The following is a 15107-nucleotide window of genomic DNA, read 5'->3' as shown; positions in this document are numbered from 1 at the left end:
AACAGAAAAGGAGATGCTTTCGCATCTCCTTTTCTGTTTGTGGCCGAAAGATCGCGGTCACATTTTTTCGTACCGGAAGGAGTCGAGGAAGCTGGTATCGAACTCACCGCTCCGGAATACCGATGAATGCATGACCTGCTTGTGGAAGGGAATCGTGGTTTTCACTCCGGTTACAATAAACTCGTCGAGCGCTCTCGACATTCTTGAAATGGCCTCCTTGCGGGTGTTCGCGGTGACAATGAGTTTGGCGACCATGGAGTCGTAATTCGGCGGAACGACGTAACCTGCGTAGGCATGAGAGTCCACTCTGACGCCGTGCCCCCCCGGAGTATGGAATACCTCGAGCTTTCCGGGTGAAGGACGGAAGAGATGCTCGGCATCTTCGGCGTTGATGCGGCACTCGATGGAGTGGCCTTTTGCCGTGAAGGTGCGGCCCTTTATGGAGGCTCCGGCGGCAATCTCGATCTGCTCCTTTACGATATCGACATCGTAGAGCTCCTCCGTAACCGGGTGTTCTACCTGGATACGGGTGTTCATTTCCATGAAGTAGAAGTTCCTGTGGCGGTCGAGCAGAAACTCGATGGTGCCGGCTCCCTCATAATTGATGGCTCTGGCTGCAGCGACGGCCGCATCACCCATTTTTTTTCTGAGCTTGTCGTCGACAGCCGGGGAGGGCGTCTCTTCGATCAGTTTCTGGTGCCGGCGCTGGACGGTGCAGTCCCTTTCGCCGAGGTGCGTGGTGTTGCCATGCTGATCGGAAAGAATCTGGATTTCGACGTGCCGGGGATTTTCAAGATATTTTTCGATATAGACGCCGCTGTTGCCGAAAGCCTTTTCGGCTTCGTTTCTTGCCGTCACGAGCGCCTTTTCGAGCTGGCTTTCCTCATGGACCACCCGCATGCCTTTTCCGCCTCCGCCTGCTGTTGGCTTGATGATAATCGGATAACCGGTACGGTTAGCCGCTTCGAGAGCGCCCTGCAGATCGCTGACCAGACCCTGACTGCCTGGAACGACAGGAACCCCGGCAGTGATCATGGTGGCCTTTGCCGTATTCTTGTCCCCCATCTGGTTGATCATGCGCGCTGTCGGTCCGATGAACTTGATGCTCAGCGATGAGCATACTTCGGCAAAGTCTTCGTTTTCGGCCAGAAATCCGTAGCCCGGATGAATGGCGTCCGCGTGGGTCAGCTGCGCTGCTGCAATGATTCTCGAAATGTTCAGATAGCTCTCTTTGGAAGGAGGAGGGCCGATACAGATGGCCTCGTCGGCATATTTCACATGGATGGACTGGGCGTCGGCAGTCGAATAGACCGCGACGGTGTTGATGCCGAGTTCACGGCATGTCTGCATGACGCGCAGGGCTATTTCGCCCCTGTTCGCAACAAGTATTTTTTTAAACACGGCCGTTGGATTGATGATGGAAAAGTTACGGTTTGATGCGGAACAACGGCTGATCGTATTCTACAGGCTGGCCATTTTCAACGAGAACTTCAACAACGGTGCCGGTGACTTCTGCCTCGATTTCGTTCATGAGCTTCATCGCTTCGATGATGCAGAGTACATCGCCTTTGTGAATGGTGTCGTTGACCGCCACAAACGGATCTGAATCCGGAGAGGGGGAGCGATAGAAGGTGCCGACAATCGGCGAACAGATGTCGATCAGTCCTGACAGCATTTCCGACGACTGCAGGGATGAGTCCGACCCGGCGGCATTGCCTGATGAAACCGTGGACTGTGCTGCGGCAGGCTGTGCTGCCGGAGTGGCCGGTAACGGCTGCGTCAGCGCGACCGTTCCCGTAACGAAGCGACGGAGGATGATTTTAAGGGCGCCCTCTTCGATGATGGCTTCCTGCAGATCCGAGCTGTTGACAACCTCAATCAGCTGTTTGATTTCATTCAGGTTCATGGTGATGTATCCTTAATAGTTTAACACGAGAGACGTTACGCAATAAACAATGAAATTATTTCTTGACTCGTTCAATATACTCACCGGTGCGGGTATCCACACGGATAATACTCCCGCTCTGGATGAACATGGGTACGCTGACCTCGGTGCCGGTTTCAACCTTCGCCGGCTTTGTTCCGCTGGTGGCGCGGTCGTCTTTTGTTGCCGGACTGGTTTCCATGACTTCCACTTCAACAAATGTAGGCAGTTCTACGTCAAGAATCGACCCGTCATCGGAAAAAACGATGAAAACCATGATGCCGTCCTTGAGAAAGCGCGCCGAGGAGCCGATGGTGATCTCAGGAACGTTGATCTGGTCGAAGGTATCGGTATCCATCATCACGAAGTCGGTGCCGTCGCGGTAGAGGTACTGGTACTGTTTGCGTTCGGTTACAATCAGGTCTACCGATTCCGTGGCGCTGAACCGGTACTCGACATTCCTGCCGGTTTTCAGGTTCTTCATATTCGCCTGGTAGAAAGCCCTGAGATTGCCCGGCGTGCGGTGGACGAGGCTTTCGATAATATGGGGCTCTCCCTTGAAGCGGATGATGGACCCTTTGGACACATTGCTGATGGACGTCATAGGCGGTCTGAAGAGAATTACGGTTTACAAAAAGAACCTAAATATAACATCGCACGGTCATGAATTCAAACTGTCGCCCCTGAAAGAGGGTGATTGCTGAAAAAGTCATTGCATCTTTAGCGGTCACTGTTTAAATTCACTGAATTAGTAGCTCTGAGAAAAAAATGCTTTCCCTCTAACAATAACAAAATGTCATATGTCAAAAGCTGAGTTAGTAGAAAAAATAGCCTCCCAGGCAGGATTGACAAAAGCCGATGCAGAGCGCGCTGTTAATGCGTTTATCAATGTTGTCACCTCTTCGCTGAAAGGCGGGGACGACGTGACGCTGGTTGGATTCGGCACCTTTACCACAGGAGACAGGGCTGAAAGACAGGGCAGAAATCCCCAGACCGGAGCATCGATCACCATTGCAGCCAAAAAAGTTGTGAAATTCAAGCCGGGCAAGGCTCTTAAAGATGAGGTCGGAGCCTGATAGTCAGTGCTTCCCGTTCAGTTTATTACATGAGAAGTCCATCATCTGCTCCGGCGTGATGGACTTTTTTTATCAATACCGGGCGGCCTTGAAACGCCAGTGCTGGCAATTCCGGGTCTCCTCCTATTTTTTCGGTTATGGCATCAAAGGTTGTGCTTGATTTTGAAAAACCGCTTTTTGAGCTTGAAGCCAAGCTCAACGAGATGCGAGTCTGTCTCCGGGGCAGCGCAAGAGAGCAGAGCCAGCATGAGGCGGACACCCTGCACCGCGATATCGAACTTCTGGAACAGAAGGTCGATGCGCTCAGGAGGTCGATCTATAAAAATCTTACCCGGTGGCAGAAAGTACAGCTTGCCCGCCATCCGGAGCGCCCTTTTACGCTCGATTACATCTACATGATGACCCGCGATTTTATCGAGATGGCCGGCGACCGTCATTTCCGTGACGACAAGGCCATTGTCGGCGGTTTTGCGCGTATCGAGGAGAACGCCGGGAGCGAAGGAGGTTTTTCGCAGACCGTCATGATTATCGGCCACCAGAAAGGGCGTGATACCAAGTCGAACCTGTACCGCAACTTCGGTATGGCGCAGCCCGAAGGGTACCGCAAGGCGCTGCGTCTTATGAAGCTCGCAGAGAAGTTCCGCAAGCCAGTCATCACGCTCATCGATACTCCCGGAGCATTTCCCGGCATAGAAGCAGAGGAGCGCGGCCAGGCTGAAGCCATTGCAAGAAACCTGTTCGAGATGGCCCGTCTCAGCGTACCGGTGATCTGCGTCATCATCGGAGAGGGAGCCAGCGGCGGCGCGATCGGCCTCGGTGTCGGCAACAGGATTCTCATGTCGGAAAACAGCTGGTATTCGGTGATCTCTCCCGAAAGCTGTTCCTCAATTCTCTGGAGAAGCTGGAACTTCAAGGAGCAGGCTGCCGAAGCGCTGAAACTTACTGCCGAGGATCTCCTGAAACAGGGGATTATAGACAGGATCGTTACCGAACCGCTCGGCGGGGCTCATACCAATCCGGAGGCGATGGCCGCTACGCTGAAATCCATATTGATCGAGGAGCTCAAGGCGCTCCTGCCGAAAGCTCCGGAAGAGCTGATCAGCAGCCGGATCGAAAAGTTTTCGTCCATGGGCGTCTGGAAAGAGGAGGGATAAACGGAAAAGCCGGCTTTCAAAGCCGGCTTTTCCGTCTGTAGGGGCGCCTTGTGAGCGCCTTACCTGATTTCATAAGAGTTGTCGCCCCTGAGCAGTTCCTCGAGTGTACCGCATCCCTCTGCCTGCGCATCGGTGATCTGTGCGGTGAGCGCATCCTCGTACGTGGTATGGCTTGCGGCATAGAAGACGCCGAACGGTCTTGGGAGGAAATCTTCCGTCACGCTCATGTCGTCGAAAAACCTCGCCAGGATGGATGCCTTGTTGAGGTCCGATTCGTCGTGTATCCACAGGTCGTCGGCTGACACCTGCTCCTTGTCGATATCGACCACCACCGGCGTCATGCCGTCCAGCACGATGCCCTTTTTTCTGTCTTTTCCGAATACCAGCGGCTTGCCCTGTTCGAGGAAGAGGGCGGTCTCCTCTTTTTTCTCCGGGCTTGCAAATGCTTCAAAAGCGCCGTTGTTGAAGATCGGACAGTTCTGGTAAATCTCCACCAGCGATGTTCCCTTGTGCATTGCGGCACGCTTCAGCATCGAGCGAAGGAACTTTCCGTCGCGGTCGAGTGCGCGCGCAAAGAAGGTGCCACCGGCGCCAAGCACCAGGGCGGCGGTGTTGAACGGATGATCGATCACACCGACGGGGGAGGTGACGGTTCTCAGGCCGAGTTTCGAGGTCGGGGAGTACTGGCCTTTTGTCAGACCATAGATTTCATTGTTGAAAAGCACCACGTTGAGGTCGGGGTTTCTTCTCAGGGTATGAATGAAATGGTTGCCTCCGATCGAAAGAGCATCGCCATCGCCGGTTGCAACCCAGACGGTCAGTTCCGGACGGGATGTTTTCAGGCCGGTGGCCATCGGCAGCGCCCTGCCGTGAATGCCGTGCACACCATAGGTAGCCATATAGTAGGGCAGGCGCGAAGAGCACCCGATGCCCGAAATGAATACGATATTTTCAGGCGCCGTGCCCAGTTCGGGCATGACGTTTTTCAGTTGCTGCAGAACGGCATGATCACCGCAGCCGGGACACCATTTCGGTTCCTGGTCCGAAGCGAAATCCTTTGCGGTAAGCGTCGTTCCTGCTGTCAGTGTTGTATCGAGGTCGGTCATGTTTCAGTGCTCCTTTATAAGATCGGTGATTTTGGCCAGTATTTCCATTTCGTTGAACGGCAGTCCCTTTACCTTGCTGAATCCTTCGGGAGCGATCAGGAAGGTGTCGCGAATCAGGTGGATGAGCTGCCCGTTGTTGTTTTCGGGGATCAGCACCTTTTTGAAATTTCCGAGCATTTCGCCAAGGTTTTTCGGGAACGGGTTGAGATAGCGCAGATGTGCATGAGCGACGCTCAGTCCTTCTGCAAGCGCCTGTTCAACAGCCGTCTTGATCGCTCCGTAGGAGGAGCCCCATCCGAGAATCAGCAGGTCTCCCTTTTCAGGTCCGTTGTCGATGGTCTGAAGCGGAATGCTTTCGGCAATACGGGCGATTTTTTCCGCACGCAGTTTTGTCATCAGCGCATGATTTTCAGGATCATGGGAAACGTTGCCGGTTTCATGCTGCTTTTCAAGACCGCCGATACGGTGCTCCAGTCCCCTGGTTCCGGGTATTGCCCAGGAGCGTACGTGGCGTTCGTCGCGCTTGTAGGGGAGATAGGCCGGATCTTCCGGATTTCTTTCGGGCTGAAAGCGCGGCTTTATTTCGCACAGATTGTCCGGCGATTCGACCTTCCACGGCTCGGAGCTCAAGGCAAGATACCCGTCAGAAAGGCAGATAACCGGAGTCATATGCTCGACGGCGATTCTTGCCGCCTCATAGGTGGTATAGAAACAGTCGACCGGAGAGCACGACGCGACGATCGGCAGTGGAGCTTCCCCGTGCCGTCCGTACATGGCCATCAGGAGATCGGATTGTTCCGGTTTGGTCGGAAGCCCTGTTGACGGGCCTCCCCGCTGTACGTTGATGACGACGAGCGGTATTTCAAGAATGACGGCAAGTCCGAGCGCCTCTGTTTTCAGTGCGAGTCCGGGGCCCGAGGTGTTGGTTGCGGCCAGTGCGCCGCCGTAAGCCGCGCCGATGCTGGTAACGATACCGGCGATTTCATCTTCCGCCTGGAAGGTTTTGACCCCCCATTTTTTCATTTTGGCAAGCGTCTGCAGAATCTCCGTTGCCGGCGTGATCGGATAGGAACCGAGAAAAAGTTTGAGTCCGGCTTTTTTTGCGGCGGCAGTAAGGGCTATGGCGCACGCTTCATTGCCGGTTACGCGGCGGTAAACGCCCCGCTGCTTCTGCGGTGCGATGTCGAAACGTCCCAGATTGGCGAATATTTCCGTTTCGTCTCCGAAGAAATAACCCGCCTTGATGGCCGTGATGTTCGCTTCGGCAAGCTGTGCATTTTTCCGGAACTTGGCGTGCAGCATCTCGACCGTTGTGTCGATCGGCAGGCTGTAAAGCCAGTAGAGCAGTCCGAGAACGAACATGTTCTTGCACCGGTCGATCTCCTTGTGGTTCAGGCCGCAATCCTTCAGGGCCTCGCGGGTAAGCTGCAGTACCGGAACCGGAAAGACGATATAGTTACTCAGGGAGCCGTCCTCGAGAGGATTTGCCCCCTGAGGATATCCGGCGAGTCTGAGGTTCTTTTCATCGAATCCTTCGGTACCCGCGATGATGATGCCTCCGCGATGAAGGTCTTTCAGATTCGCTTTCAGCGCTGCGGAGTTCATGGCGATCATGACATCGAACCGGGCTCCGGGAGTATAGACCGGTTTGCTTCCGAACTGGAGCTGGAATCCCGAAACGCCGGCAATGGTGCCTGCAGGGGCCCGTACTTCGGATGGAAAGTTGGGGAATGTATTCAGGTCGGACCCGGAAACAGCAACCGTATTGGCGAACTGGGTGCCGGTCAACTGCATGCCGTCACCGGAGTCTCCCGCAAAAAGTACGGAAACGCTGGTTTTCGATGTTACATTGACCTGTTTTGTCGTCGTTTTTGTATCAGTCATTGTGCCTGTTTATTACTTTTCAAGGTTAGTAAAACAGCAATAACATTCTCCTGCCAATGAACATCGCGACAGGAAGGTCATTGAGTTTGTTATCTGGTGAAATGTACGTGGTGGGTAAAGAAGAAGACAAAAGCTCCCCTGCACAGTCTTCTGCAAGAAGAATATAAAGGATAATTCGGCTTTAAGCAAGCTGTGAGGCGATGCCGCCTGAATTATTTCCCGATGACGATATTGTTTGTCCTGAGGTATTCCTGCCATTCATTTTCTTCCCTGACCGGGCAGTCCGGGGAAAGGTCGCAGAAATCGCACCGCATCATGGCGTACATCTGCTCCATCCAGCAGCCGTTGGTGCTTTTTTTGACTTCATTGACATAGTTGGGATTTTCCTTGACGATTCTGGCTGATATATCCATGAGTTCCAGAATATCCCTGCGTCTTTGTTCATCTTCAACGCCCCAGCTCATAAACGGATTCCTTGGTTAAAACCGGTGAGAATCAAGCTCTTTCATCAGTCCGTTCAAATATAAATTTTTTTCATGAACATTGCACGCAATGCCGGAGATATGGGGGGAAACGGCGCGAAAAAACAGCCCATTGCGGGGGGGAAAATTAAGTTGGCATCACGCAGGAAAAAAAGTTAAATTTGAGCCCTTAAGAGGCACCTGCCCTGCATTGACGGGGTATCGGGGAGCATACAGCAACAAGAAGAAACCTCTCATGAAATCCAGGGAAATCAGGCAGTCTTTTTTAGATTTTTTTGCAGGCAAAGACCATAAAATCGTCCGTTCGGCTCCGGTCATTCCGGCGGATGATCCAACCCTGCTGTTTACCAATGCAGGCATGAACCAGTTCAAGGATGTGTTTCTCGGAAAGGGAACTCGCCCCTACCTGAGAGCCGCCGATACGCAGAAATGCATCAGGGCCTCGGGCAAGCATAACGATCTGGAGGATGTGGGAAGGGACACCTACCATCACACCTTCTTTGAAATGCTGGGCAACTGGTCGTTCGGCGACTACTACAAGAAAGAGGCCATTACCTGGGCGTGGGAACTCCTGACATCGGTCTGGAAACTCCCGAAGGAGCGCCTCTACGTCACCGTCTATCAGGACGACGACGAGAGCTTCATGCTCTGGCAGGTCGAGACCGACATCCTGAACGATCACATTCTCCGGTTCGGAGAAAAAGACAATTTCTGGGAGATGGGCGAAACCGGTCCCTGCGGGCCCTGTTCGGAAATTCATATCGACCTTACCGAAGACGGTTCCGGAAAAGAGCTGGTCAATGTCGGGGATTACCGGGTAATCGAGCTCTGGAACCTTGTCTTCATCCAGTACAACCGTCAGGGAGACGGCCGTCTCGAGCCTCTGCCGCAGAAACATGTCGATACCGGCATGGGGTTCGAGCGGGTCGCCGCCGTGATGCAGGGCAAGTCCTCCAACTACGATACCGACGTATTCACCCCTCTTTTCGACCGGATCACCGAAATTACCGGGGTAAGCTATAAAGCCTCCATGGACGATCCCTGCGATATCGCCATGCGGGTGATTGCCGATCATGCCAGAACCCTGACCTTCGCTCTTGCCGACGGCGCGATGCCCTCCAACGAGGGGCGCGGCTATGTGCTTCGCAGGATTCTCCGCAGGGCTCTGCGCTATTCCAAGACGCTTGGCTGCAGTGAACCCATTCTCCACCTGCTCGTGGAGACGCTTGCACGCTCCATGGGCGATGTCTTTCCCGAGCTGCAGAAACAGCAGGAGACGGTTTCCAGAATCATCCGTTCCGAAGAGGAGAGCTTTCTTGCCACGCTCGACCGGGGCATTGAAATTTTCAACGAGGTCATTACGGGAGCAAAGGCTGCCGGTCTCCCTGCAATAAAAGGGGAGGACGCCTTCCGGCTGTACGATACCTTCGGATTTCCGCTCGATCTGACCAGACTGATGGCATCCGAAGCCGGATTCGGGGTCGATGAAGAGGGGTTCGAGCACTGCATGCAGGAGCAGAAGAGCCGCGCCCGGCAGGACAGGAAAGACAAACAGCACCTTCAGGACGAGGACGGAGAGTGGCGGTGGTTCTCCACGGAGCGGGCTTCGGTGTTCACCGGCTACGATTCGCTTGAGGAGATCGCCTCCATTACCGGGGTGAGCGTCTCGGCCGACAGGATGTTCGTCGTGCTCGACCGGACGCCCTTCTACGCCGAAAGCGGCGGCCAGTCCGGCGACCGGGGATGGATAGAAACCGCGGAGTACCGTCTGAAGGTATCCGACACGCGCAAGGACGGCGACGCCGTCGTGCATGTCGTCACGGAAGCCCTCGATACCGTCCGGGACAGCGCAATCGACCCTGCCGATGTGTCGTTCGACGACGGAAAGCTTGCCTGCAGGGCATCGGTAGACCGGCACAACCGCCAGGGCGCCGAGCGGAACCATACCGCCACGCACCTCCTGCACGCCTCACTGCGCAGGATTCTCGGCCAGCATGTACAGCAGAAAGGCTCGTTCGTCAGCGCCGAGCGCCTCCGGTTCGATTTCAGCCATTTCGCCAAACTCACCGACGAGGAGCTTCTGGCCGTCGAAGCCGAGGTCAACGAACAGATCCGGAGCGCCGAACCGGTGCTCAAACATCAGGACATTCCCTACGACGAGGCCATAGGAAAAGGCGCGCTGGCCTTTTTCGGCGACAAATACGCCGACAGGGTAAGGGTTGTCGAAATTCCCGGCCTCTCCATCGAGCTGTGCGGCGGAACCCATGTGGACAGCATCGGCCAGATCGGCCTGTTCAAGATCGTCGGCGAATCGTCGGTCGCATCCGGCGTGCGGCGCATCGAGGCGCTCACCGGAAAGGCTGCCGAACAGCTCATGTGGAAGGAGTACCGCGAACTGCAGGATATCCGCCATATGCTGAAGCTCAAGGCCGACGAAGCGGTGACGGCGAAAATCGCCGAACTGGCCGAATCGAGAAAAGAGCTTGAAAAACAGCTGCAGGAGTTCCGGAGCGCAGCCTTTTCCGCCAGGCTGCAGCAGGCATTCGACGCTGCCGAAACGGTCGGAGGGATTCGCCTTCTGGCGCTCCGGCTCGATCCTGTCGATACCGAGACCTTGCGCCAGGCAGTGCTCGCCCTGCGCGAACGGCATCCCGCATCGGTGGGGCTTTTCTGCACGGAAGAGGGCGGCAAGGTATCCCTGACCGCTTTTTCCGGTCAGCAGGCCATCAGCGGTTTCGGGCTCGATGCATCGAAGCTTGTCCGCGAGGCGGCAAAGGCCGTACAGGGTGGCGGCGGCGGCAAGCCCGAGTTCGCCACGGCAGGCGGCAAGGATCCGGCAGGCATCGCCAGCGCCTTCGAGGCCTTTACCGCCTCGGTCAAGGCTGCGGTGGGGGAATGAAGAAATAACGATTGAAGGTTTATGCTTGTTTTTGACTGTTTTTTCGGGCGATGCGAAAAGCCCTCGTGTGACGGATGCCTCTTCATGCCTGTGCGTTCATTGCGGTTGCGGCTGAAGTCCCGCGCCATGCAGCAATGCGAAGACGATTCCGTCGATACGGACGGGGTGTGGAAAAAAGAGGTGGAGAGCGTGCTTGCCGCCAGGGTGCCCGAAACGAAGCTGCCGTCGGCAAAACGAAAGAAACGGCTGCTCGCCCCCCGCGAGGAGATTGCCTGGTTTCCCACCATCAAGGCCGACCTCTGCAACGGCTGCGCCGACTGCAAGGTGCTGTGCAGGCCCGGCGTGTTCGAGCCCGGTCCGCCGGACCCCGAAGGGATACACCGCCCCAAGTTCCTCGTGGCCCATCCGTACAAATGCCTTGTGCTGTGCGACCGCTGCGTGCCCATCTGCACCTCCGGCGCGATCAAGCTCCCGCCGAAAGAGGATTTCGAGAAGTATATCGAGTATGTGGACTGAGAGGATGAATACTAAACGGAGCGAGTCATGAGCGGTTCACCGCCACCTGCAAGGAAAAAGAAACGCCTGCTTGCTCCGCGCGAAGAGATAGCCTGGTTTCCCGCCATCGACAGCGAGCTGTGCAACGGCTGCGAAGCGTGCGCCGACCTCTGCCGGCCCGGAGTGTTCGAGCCCGGCCCCTCCGACCCCGCGGGAGTCTGCCGCCCGAAAATGAGCGTCGCCAACCCGTTCAACTGCATCGTGCTCTGCACCCGCTGCGAGCCGGTCTGTCCCTCCGGCGCGATCACCCTGCCCCGCCCGGAAGATTTCGAGAGGTTCGTCGAGTACGTCGATTGAGCGGCAGGCCCGATCGGCGTGATTCTGTCGTCAATGTGGTTTCCATTTCAGCTGTTCACGCATCCAGCCGGATCTGATGACATTTTTTCCTGATCAGCTCCTTGTAGGTCGCCTGATTTTCATGGTCAAGAAAACTCTTTTCTATCAGCAGATCCCACAGAGGCAGAACATTTCTGAACTTCCTGAACATTCGTTCCTGAACCACCTCGTCAATCGTCAATACGCCGAAAGCCGCTCTGAAATCGTTCAGCGTGATCCTTGTTTTCTTCCCGTCAAGCGTCAAGGCAAGGTCTTCCTTATCGGAAGGCATAACCAGTCCTGTCGAGACGAGATCATAGGCCGGGGCAAGGCTGTAGCCCCCTTTTGCTTCGATATCGATCAGTGAAAAATTCTTCAGATGCATATCCGCATTTCCGGAGAGAAAGCAGAACAGCACGATCTCAAAAAAATTGATGACATCGAGACCGGGATTTGCAGAGTAACGATGTATGGCTTTCGCTATCTGTTCATATGAACCGTGATATTTATTCTCCGTGAGACGTCCGGTGATCTGGCACATATCCTCCATGTGCAGCTTGCCTTTCCCTGTGCGATCAATACGGCGCGTCACGTATGCAAGGGCTCCCGAGCGCATGCGAATCAGGGAGTGCGGAACCGTATCGATACGCGCCGCTTCTGCCATGCGCATTGTCAGGTCCTCTATTTCCGGCAACTGCCGAAATCGCTGCGAAGGAGGCTTGAGTATGTACCCTCCCCACAGGCCAACAATGGTGAATCGCTGCGGAGCATCAGCCTTTCCGGCCGGTTCCAGATGCAGCGACAGTTTCGGCTGCACCCCCGTAATGGCGGTCTGGCTCCGGATGACCTCCAGAGCGAGCTCGTCGAGCTGGTTTTCATCATAGGGTAACTGTGGAGGGAGAGGCGTTCCGAACATTTTCCGGCTGCATTTCCGATGGAAATCTCCCTCCCCGGAGGCCAGCGGCTCATAGCAATAAAGACAGCGACGATCCATCGGCTCACTCCATGATTACAGGATGTACACTCACCGCCCCGATGCAATCCCTGCAGCAGTTCAACAAGAGGCCCATACGATCCCGCGGATCGAGCTTCCAGTTCCTTTCGGCAACGGCAAGCAGCCACCCTTCGGGTATCAATCCGTCAAAAAAAGGAAACATGGTTCTGCTAGAATATGCAGCAGCCCGCAACGGGAGCGTCAGACTTACCGGTTTGGCATCCTTCGAGTCCAGGTATGCCTGATCATACAGAAAATGATAGCCCTCTTCATCCTGAATGAACCAGCCCGCAGTTCGGTCAAGGTACCGTATTTCGGCTTTTTGCATACGCTATGCCTCCCTTTCCGGCCTGACAGGCGCAAGTACGAACCCGAACAGGGCAAGCACCTGGTTCACCTTGTCCATCCGCAATGTTTTTTTTCCCTGTTCAAGATCACGGATAAAACGAAGACCTGTACCGGCTTTTTCTGCCAGTTCCGGCTGGGTCATGCCCAGGGCCTTTCGCCTGTCGCGGACAAATTCAGCTATATCCTTCATGATTCCTGTGATACCTTATCGGGTATACCGTGTATGGTTTATAGTCAATCTATACCTTTTCGGGTATAATAACAAGTAAAAACGGTAAAACCATACCCTTTCGGGTATAATAAGACTATGGGGGAATGTATGTGCATGCCTCTGCCATCGTAACGCATCGAAAACAGCCTGAAAATGGCGAAACGGCATCGTAAGAGGTGCCGATATGGTAGTGCAGTGCTGATGCCAACGACATTAAGTCTTAACGGAACTGAAATGCCTTCCTGCCGGGAAAAGCTCTGGAGGGCAGCTCGATGATTTGCTGGCGATCCTACTCCGCCAGCTCGTCGCGGTCCCTGAATCCCATCAGGTAGAGGATTGCGTCGAGGCCGAGGGTCGAGATGGCCTGTTTGGCCCGTTCGCGCACGATGGGCTTGGCCCTGAAGGCGATGCCGAGTCCCGCCTTGCCGAGCATCGGCAGGTCGTTCGCGCCGTCACCCACAGCGACGGTCTGTTCGAGGCTGATGTTCTCTTTTTCGGCAAGCAGCCCGAGCAGTTCGGCTTTGCGGGCTCCGTCCACAACCTTGCCGAGCACCCTGCCGGTCAGCTTGCCGTTTTCGATTTCGAGGGTGTTGGCGTAGACGTAGTCTATCGAGAGCTTTTTCTGCAGGTAGTAGCCGAAATAGGTGAAGCCGCCGGAGAGGATGGCGGTTTTGTAGCCGAGCCGCTTCAGGTTGCCGAAGAGCCGTTCGGCCCCTTCGGTGAGCTGCAGGCGCGCGGCGATGCTCTCCATCACCTGCTCGTCGAGCCCCCTGAGCTGCGCCACCCTGCGCTCGAGGCTTTCGTTGAAATCCAGTTCCCCCCGCATGGCCTGCTCGGTGATGGCCGAAACCTCCTCGCCTACCCCGGCCTCCTTTGCAAGTTCGTCGATCACTTCGGAAGTGATGAGGGTAGAATCCATATCGAACACCACCATGCGCCGGTTGCGCCGGAAAATATTGTCCTCCTGGAAGGCGATGTCGATGCCGAGGCTGTCGGTAATGGCCAGAAGCTGTTCGCGAAAGAGGTTTTCGTCGGAGAGGGTTCCCCTCAGGGAGAACTCCACGCATGCGCGGGTATGGTTGTCGCCGTTGTCGAGCGGTATGCGGCCTGAAAGGCGGCTGATGGTGTCGATATTGAGCCGGTGGGCCGCCACGAGAGATGATACCCGTTCGAGCTGTTCGGCCGAAATCTTGCGCGACAGCAGCGAGAGCAGGTATCGGGGCTTTCCCTGTTCGCCCACCCATCCGTCGTACTCGTCGTCGGCTATCGGCGTGAAGGTTATCTGTATGCCGAGCGTATGGGCGCAGAAGAGCAGGTCCTTGAGGATGGGCGAGGATGCCGACTCCCTGGGCACCTCAACCAGCATGCCGAGGCTGAGATGGTTGTGGATGACCGCCTGGCCGATATCGAGCACCGGCACGTTGTAGCCCGCAAGAATGGCCGCTATTTTCGAGGTAAGCCCCGGTTTGTCCGGGCCCGTGATGTTGATGAGGAGCAGTTCGCGCATGGAGTGGGCGATAGAGGGGTACAGGCAAAACCCTGTCGTGTAATGGTTTGCTGACGCACCCCGATTTTCGGTAAAAACATCAGTCAAGATAGTGTTGTTTCAGGAACCTTCAAAAACGGGTGCGGGTGAGGTAACGGAACGTCAGGCATCGGGCGCAGGCAGAATGTCAGTGGTTTGCAGTGTAGTGATTGGTTGGTTGGCGCCGAATTATGTTGATGGCGCGACATTATTTTGCTCTGCTTTCAGTAAGCTGTTGTTGCGATGTGAGCCAGGATGCGCCATTAACTTACATACCGAACCGTTTTCCCTCCTGCATCATTCTCAGAGGTGCTCTCTTTTTTGCCGCTTGCACCTGATTGTTTTTTCGGCTATTTTTATACTCAATAATAAAATCAGCCGAATCATGCCCTACAAAACAAGAACACTTGAGATCTTTTTTCTGCAAGCGAGTCAACAATTTCCCGTCATGCTGCTGACCGGACCTCGCCAAACCGGAAAAACAACGTTCCTGCGACACCTTGCAGGAGAAAATCGCTCGTATGTCACGCTTGACGACCCGATGCTCCGGGCACTCGCAAGGGAAGAGCCCGCACTGTTCCTGCAACGCTTTACCTCACCGGTTCTCATCGACGAAATCCAGTATGCTCCCCAG

Annotated in this window: 16 protein-coding genes; 6 read left to right on the top strand and 10 right to left on the bottom strand. The window is 55.2% G+C overall.

The features are described 5' to 3' along the window. Positions 1 to 57: 57 nt before the first annotated feature. From accC to efp, 3 genes are read right to left on the bottom strand one after another with little or no spacing between them, the layout of a single operon-like run. On the bottom strand, positions 58 to 1401 hold the full coding sequence (gene accC, locus WBP50_RS02635) for an acetyl-CoA carboxylase biotin carboxylase subunit (protein ID WP_423931510.1): 1344 nt from the start codon (positions 1399 to 1401) through the stop codon (positions 58 to 60). 25 nt (positions 1402 to 1426) lie between these two features. Beyond that, the gene (gene accB, locus WBP50_RS02630; protein WP_423931509.1) at positions 1427 to 1906 is read right to left on the bottom strand and encodes an acetyl-CoA carboxylase biotin carboxyl carrier protein; all 480 of its coding nucleotides are present in this window, start codon (positions 1904 to 1906) and stop codon (positions 1427 to 1429) included. Between the two features lie 55 nt (positions 1907 to 1961). After that, complete coding sequence (efp, locus tag WBP50_RS02625) at positions 1962 to 2528, bottom strand: elongation factor P (RefSeq protein ID WP_423931508.1); 567 nt, start codon at positions 2526 to 2528, stop codon at positions 1962 to 1964. Positions 2529 to 2709: 181 nt separating this feature from the next. On the opposite strand from efp, the gene WBP50_RS02620 reads away from it, so the two are divergent. Together WBP50_RS02620 and WBP50_RS02615 are read left to right on the top strand one after the other, a co-directional pair. Continuing rightward, a complete protein-coding gene (locus WBP50_RS02620; protein ID WP_423931535.1) occupies positions 2710 to 3000 on the top strand; it encodes an HU family DNA-binding protein in 291 nt (96 codons plus the stop codon). A 137-nt stretch (positions 3001 to 3137) separates the two neighbouring features. Beyond that, entirely contained in the window at positions 3138 to 4154 is a 1017-nt protein-coding gene (locus WBP50_RS02615; protein ID WP_423931507.1) for an acetyl-CoA carboxylase carboxyltransferase subunit alpha, read from the top strand. A gap of 59 nt (positions 4155 to 4213) precedes the next feature. On the opposite strand, the gene WBP50_RS02610 is transcribed toward WBP50_RS02615, so the two are convergent. The 3 genes from WBP50_RS02610 to WBP50_RS02600 all read right to left on the bottom strand — a co-directional run bounded on the left by WBP50_RS02610 (position 4214) and on the right by WBP50_RS02600 (position 7608). Next, positions 4214 to 5260 (bottom strand): 2-oxoacid:ferredoxin oxidoreductase subunit beta, encoded by a 1047-nt coding sequence (locus WBP50_RS02610; protein WP_423931506.1) that lies wholly within the window; start codon positions 5258 to 5260, stop codon positions 4214 to 4216. Positions 5261 to 5263: 3 nt separating this feature from the next. Continuing rightward, entirely contained in the window at positions 5264 to 7144 is a 1881-nt protein-coding gene (locus tag WBP50_RS02605) for a 2-oxoacid:acceptor oxidoreductase subunit alpha (RefSeq protein ID WP_423931505.1), read from the bottom strand. 212 nt (positions 7145 to 7356) lie between these two features. Beyond that, complete coding sequence (locus WBP50_RS02600; RefSeq protein WP_423931504.1) at positions 7357 to 7608, bottom strand: hypothetical protein; 252 nt, start codon at positions 7606 to 7608, stop codon at positions 7357 to 7359. 253 nt (positions 7609 to 7861) lie between these two features. Between WBP50_RS02600 and alaS the strand changes: the two genes are divergently transcribed. From alaS to WBP50_RS02585, 3 genes are read left to right on the top strand one after another with little or no spacing between them, the layout of a single operon-like run. Beyond that, the gene (gene alaS, locus WBP50_RS02595) at positions 7862 to 10525 is read left to right on the top strand and encodes an alanine--tRNA ligase (RefSeq protein ID WP_423931503.1); all 2664 of its coding nucleotides are present in this window, start codon (positions 7862 to 7864) and stop codon (positions 10523 to 10525) included. A 21-nt stretch (positions 10526 to 10546) separates the two neighbouring features. Then, entirely contained in the window at positions 10547 to 11041 is a 495-nt protein-coding gene (locus WBP50_RS02590) for a 4Fe-4S dicluster domain-containing protein (RefSeq protein WP_423931502.1), read from the top strand. Positions 11042 to 11068: 27 nt separating this feature from the next. Further along, complete coding sequence (locus tag WBP50_RS02585) at positions 11069 to 11377, top strand: 4Fe-4S dicluster domain-containing protein (RefSeq protein WP_423931501.1); 309 nt, start codon at positions 11069 to 11071, stop codon at positions 11375 to 11377. Between the two features lie 55 nt (positions 11378 to 11432). On the opposite strand, the gene WBP50_RS02580 is transcribed toward WBP50_RS02585, so the two are convergent. The 4 genes from WBP50_RS02580 to serB form a co-directional block, all read right to left on the bottom strand. Further along, complete coding sequence (locus tag WBP50_RS02580) at positions 11433 to 12389, bottom strand: HipA domain-containing protein (RefSeq protein ID WP_363319369.1); 957 nt, start codon at positions 12387 to 12389, stop codon at positions 11433 to 11435. 4 nt (positions 12390 to 12393) lie between these two features. Further along, positions 12394 to 12717, bottom strand: a complete 324-nt coding sequence (locus tag WBP50_RS02575) for a HipA N-terminal domain-containing protein (protein ID WP_292004200.1) — start codon at positions 12715 to 12717, stop codon at positions 12394 to 12396. Between the two features lie 3 nt (positions 12718 to 12720). After that, positions 12721 to 12927, bottom strand: a complete 207-nt coding sequence (locus tag WBP50_RS02570) for a helix-turn-helix transcriptional regulator (protein WP_059138877.1) — start codon at positions 12925 to 12927, stop codon at positions 12721 to 12723. Between the two features lie 310 nt (positions 12928 to 13237). After that, entirely contained in the window at positions 13238 to 14455 is a 1218-nt protein-coding gene (gene serB / locus WBP50_RS02565; protein WP_423931534.1) for a phosphoserine phosphatase SerB, read from the bottom strand. Positions 14456 to 14546: 91 nt separating this feature from the next. Between serB and WBP50_RS02560 the strand changes: the two genes are divergently transcribed. Further along, a partial coding sequence (locus WBP50_RS02560; protein WP_423931500.1) for an AAA family ATPase occupies positions 14547 to 15107 on the top strand: 561 nt, incomplete at its 3' end.

The organism is Chlorobium sp. (genome assembly GCF_049593655.1).
Lineage (GTDB): Bacteria > Bacteroidota > Chlorobiia > Chlorobiales > Chlorobiaceae > Chlorobium.
Note: the sequence above shows the minus strand (reverse complement) of the source record. Positions and strands in the feature narration are given on the sequence as shown.

Bases quoted from the DNA above. Each gene is read 5' to 3' on its own strand.
- accB (WP_423931509.1), bottom strand. From the start codon at position 1,906: ATGAACCTGAATGAAATCAAACAGCTGATTGAGGTTGTCAACAGCTCG.
- efp (WP_423931508.1), bottom strand. From the start codon at position 2,528: ATGACGTCCATCAGCAATGTGTCCAAAGGGTCCATCATCCGCTTCAAG.
- WBP50_RS02615 (WP_423931507.1), top strand. From the start codon at position 3,138: ATGGCATCAAAGGTTGTGCTTGATTTTGAAAAACCGCTTTTTGAGCTT.
- WBP50_RS02610 (WP_423931506.1), bottom strand. From the start codon at position 5,260: ATGACCGACCTCGATACAACACTGACAGCAGGAACGACGCTTACCGCA.
- WBP50_RS02605 (WP_423931505.1), bottom strand. From the start codon at position 7,144: ATGACTGATACAAAAACGACGACAAAACAGGTCAATGTAACATCGAAA.
- WBP50_RS02600 (WP_423931504.1), bottom strand. From the start codon at position 7,608: ATGAGCTGGGGCGTTGAAGATGAACAAAGACGCAGGGATATTCTGGAA.
- alaS (WP_423931503.1), top strand. From the start codon at position 7,862: ATGAAATCCAGGGAAATCAGGCAGTCTTTTTTAGATTTTTTTGCAGGC.
- WBP50_RS02590 (WP_423931502.1), top strand. From the start codon at position 10,547: ATGCTTGTTTTTGACTGTTTTTTCGGGCGATGCGAAAAGCCCTCGTGT.
- WBP50_RS02585 (WP_423931501.1), top strand. From the start codon at position 11,069: ATGAGCGGTTCACCGCCACCTGCAAGGAAAAAGAAACGCCTGCTTGCT.
- WBP50_RS02580 (WP_363319369.1), bottom strand. From the start codon at position 12,389: ATGGATCGTCGCTGTCTTTATTGCTATGAGCCGCTGGCCTCCGGGGAG.
- WBP50_RS02575 (WP_292004200.1), bottom strand. From the start codon at position 12,717: ATGCAAAAAGCCGAAATACGGTACCTTGACCGAACTGCGGGCTGGTTC.
- WBP50_RS02570 (WP_059138877.1), bottom strand. From the start codon at position 12,927: ATGAAGGATATAGCTGAATTTGTCCGCGACAGGCGAAAGGCCCTGGGC.
- serB (WP_423931534.1), bottom strand. From the start codon at position 14,455: ATGCGCGAACTGCTCCTCATCAACATCACGGGCCCGGACAAACCGGGG.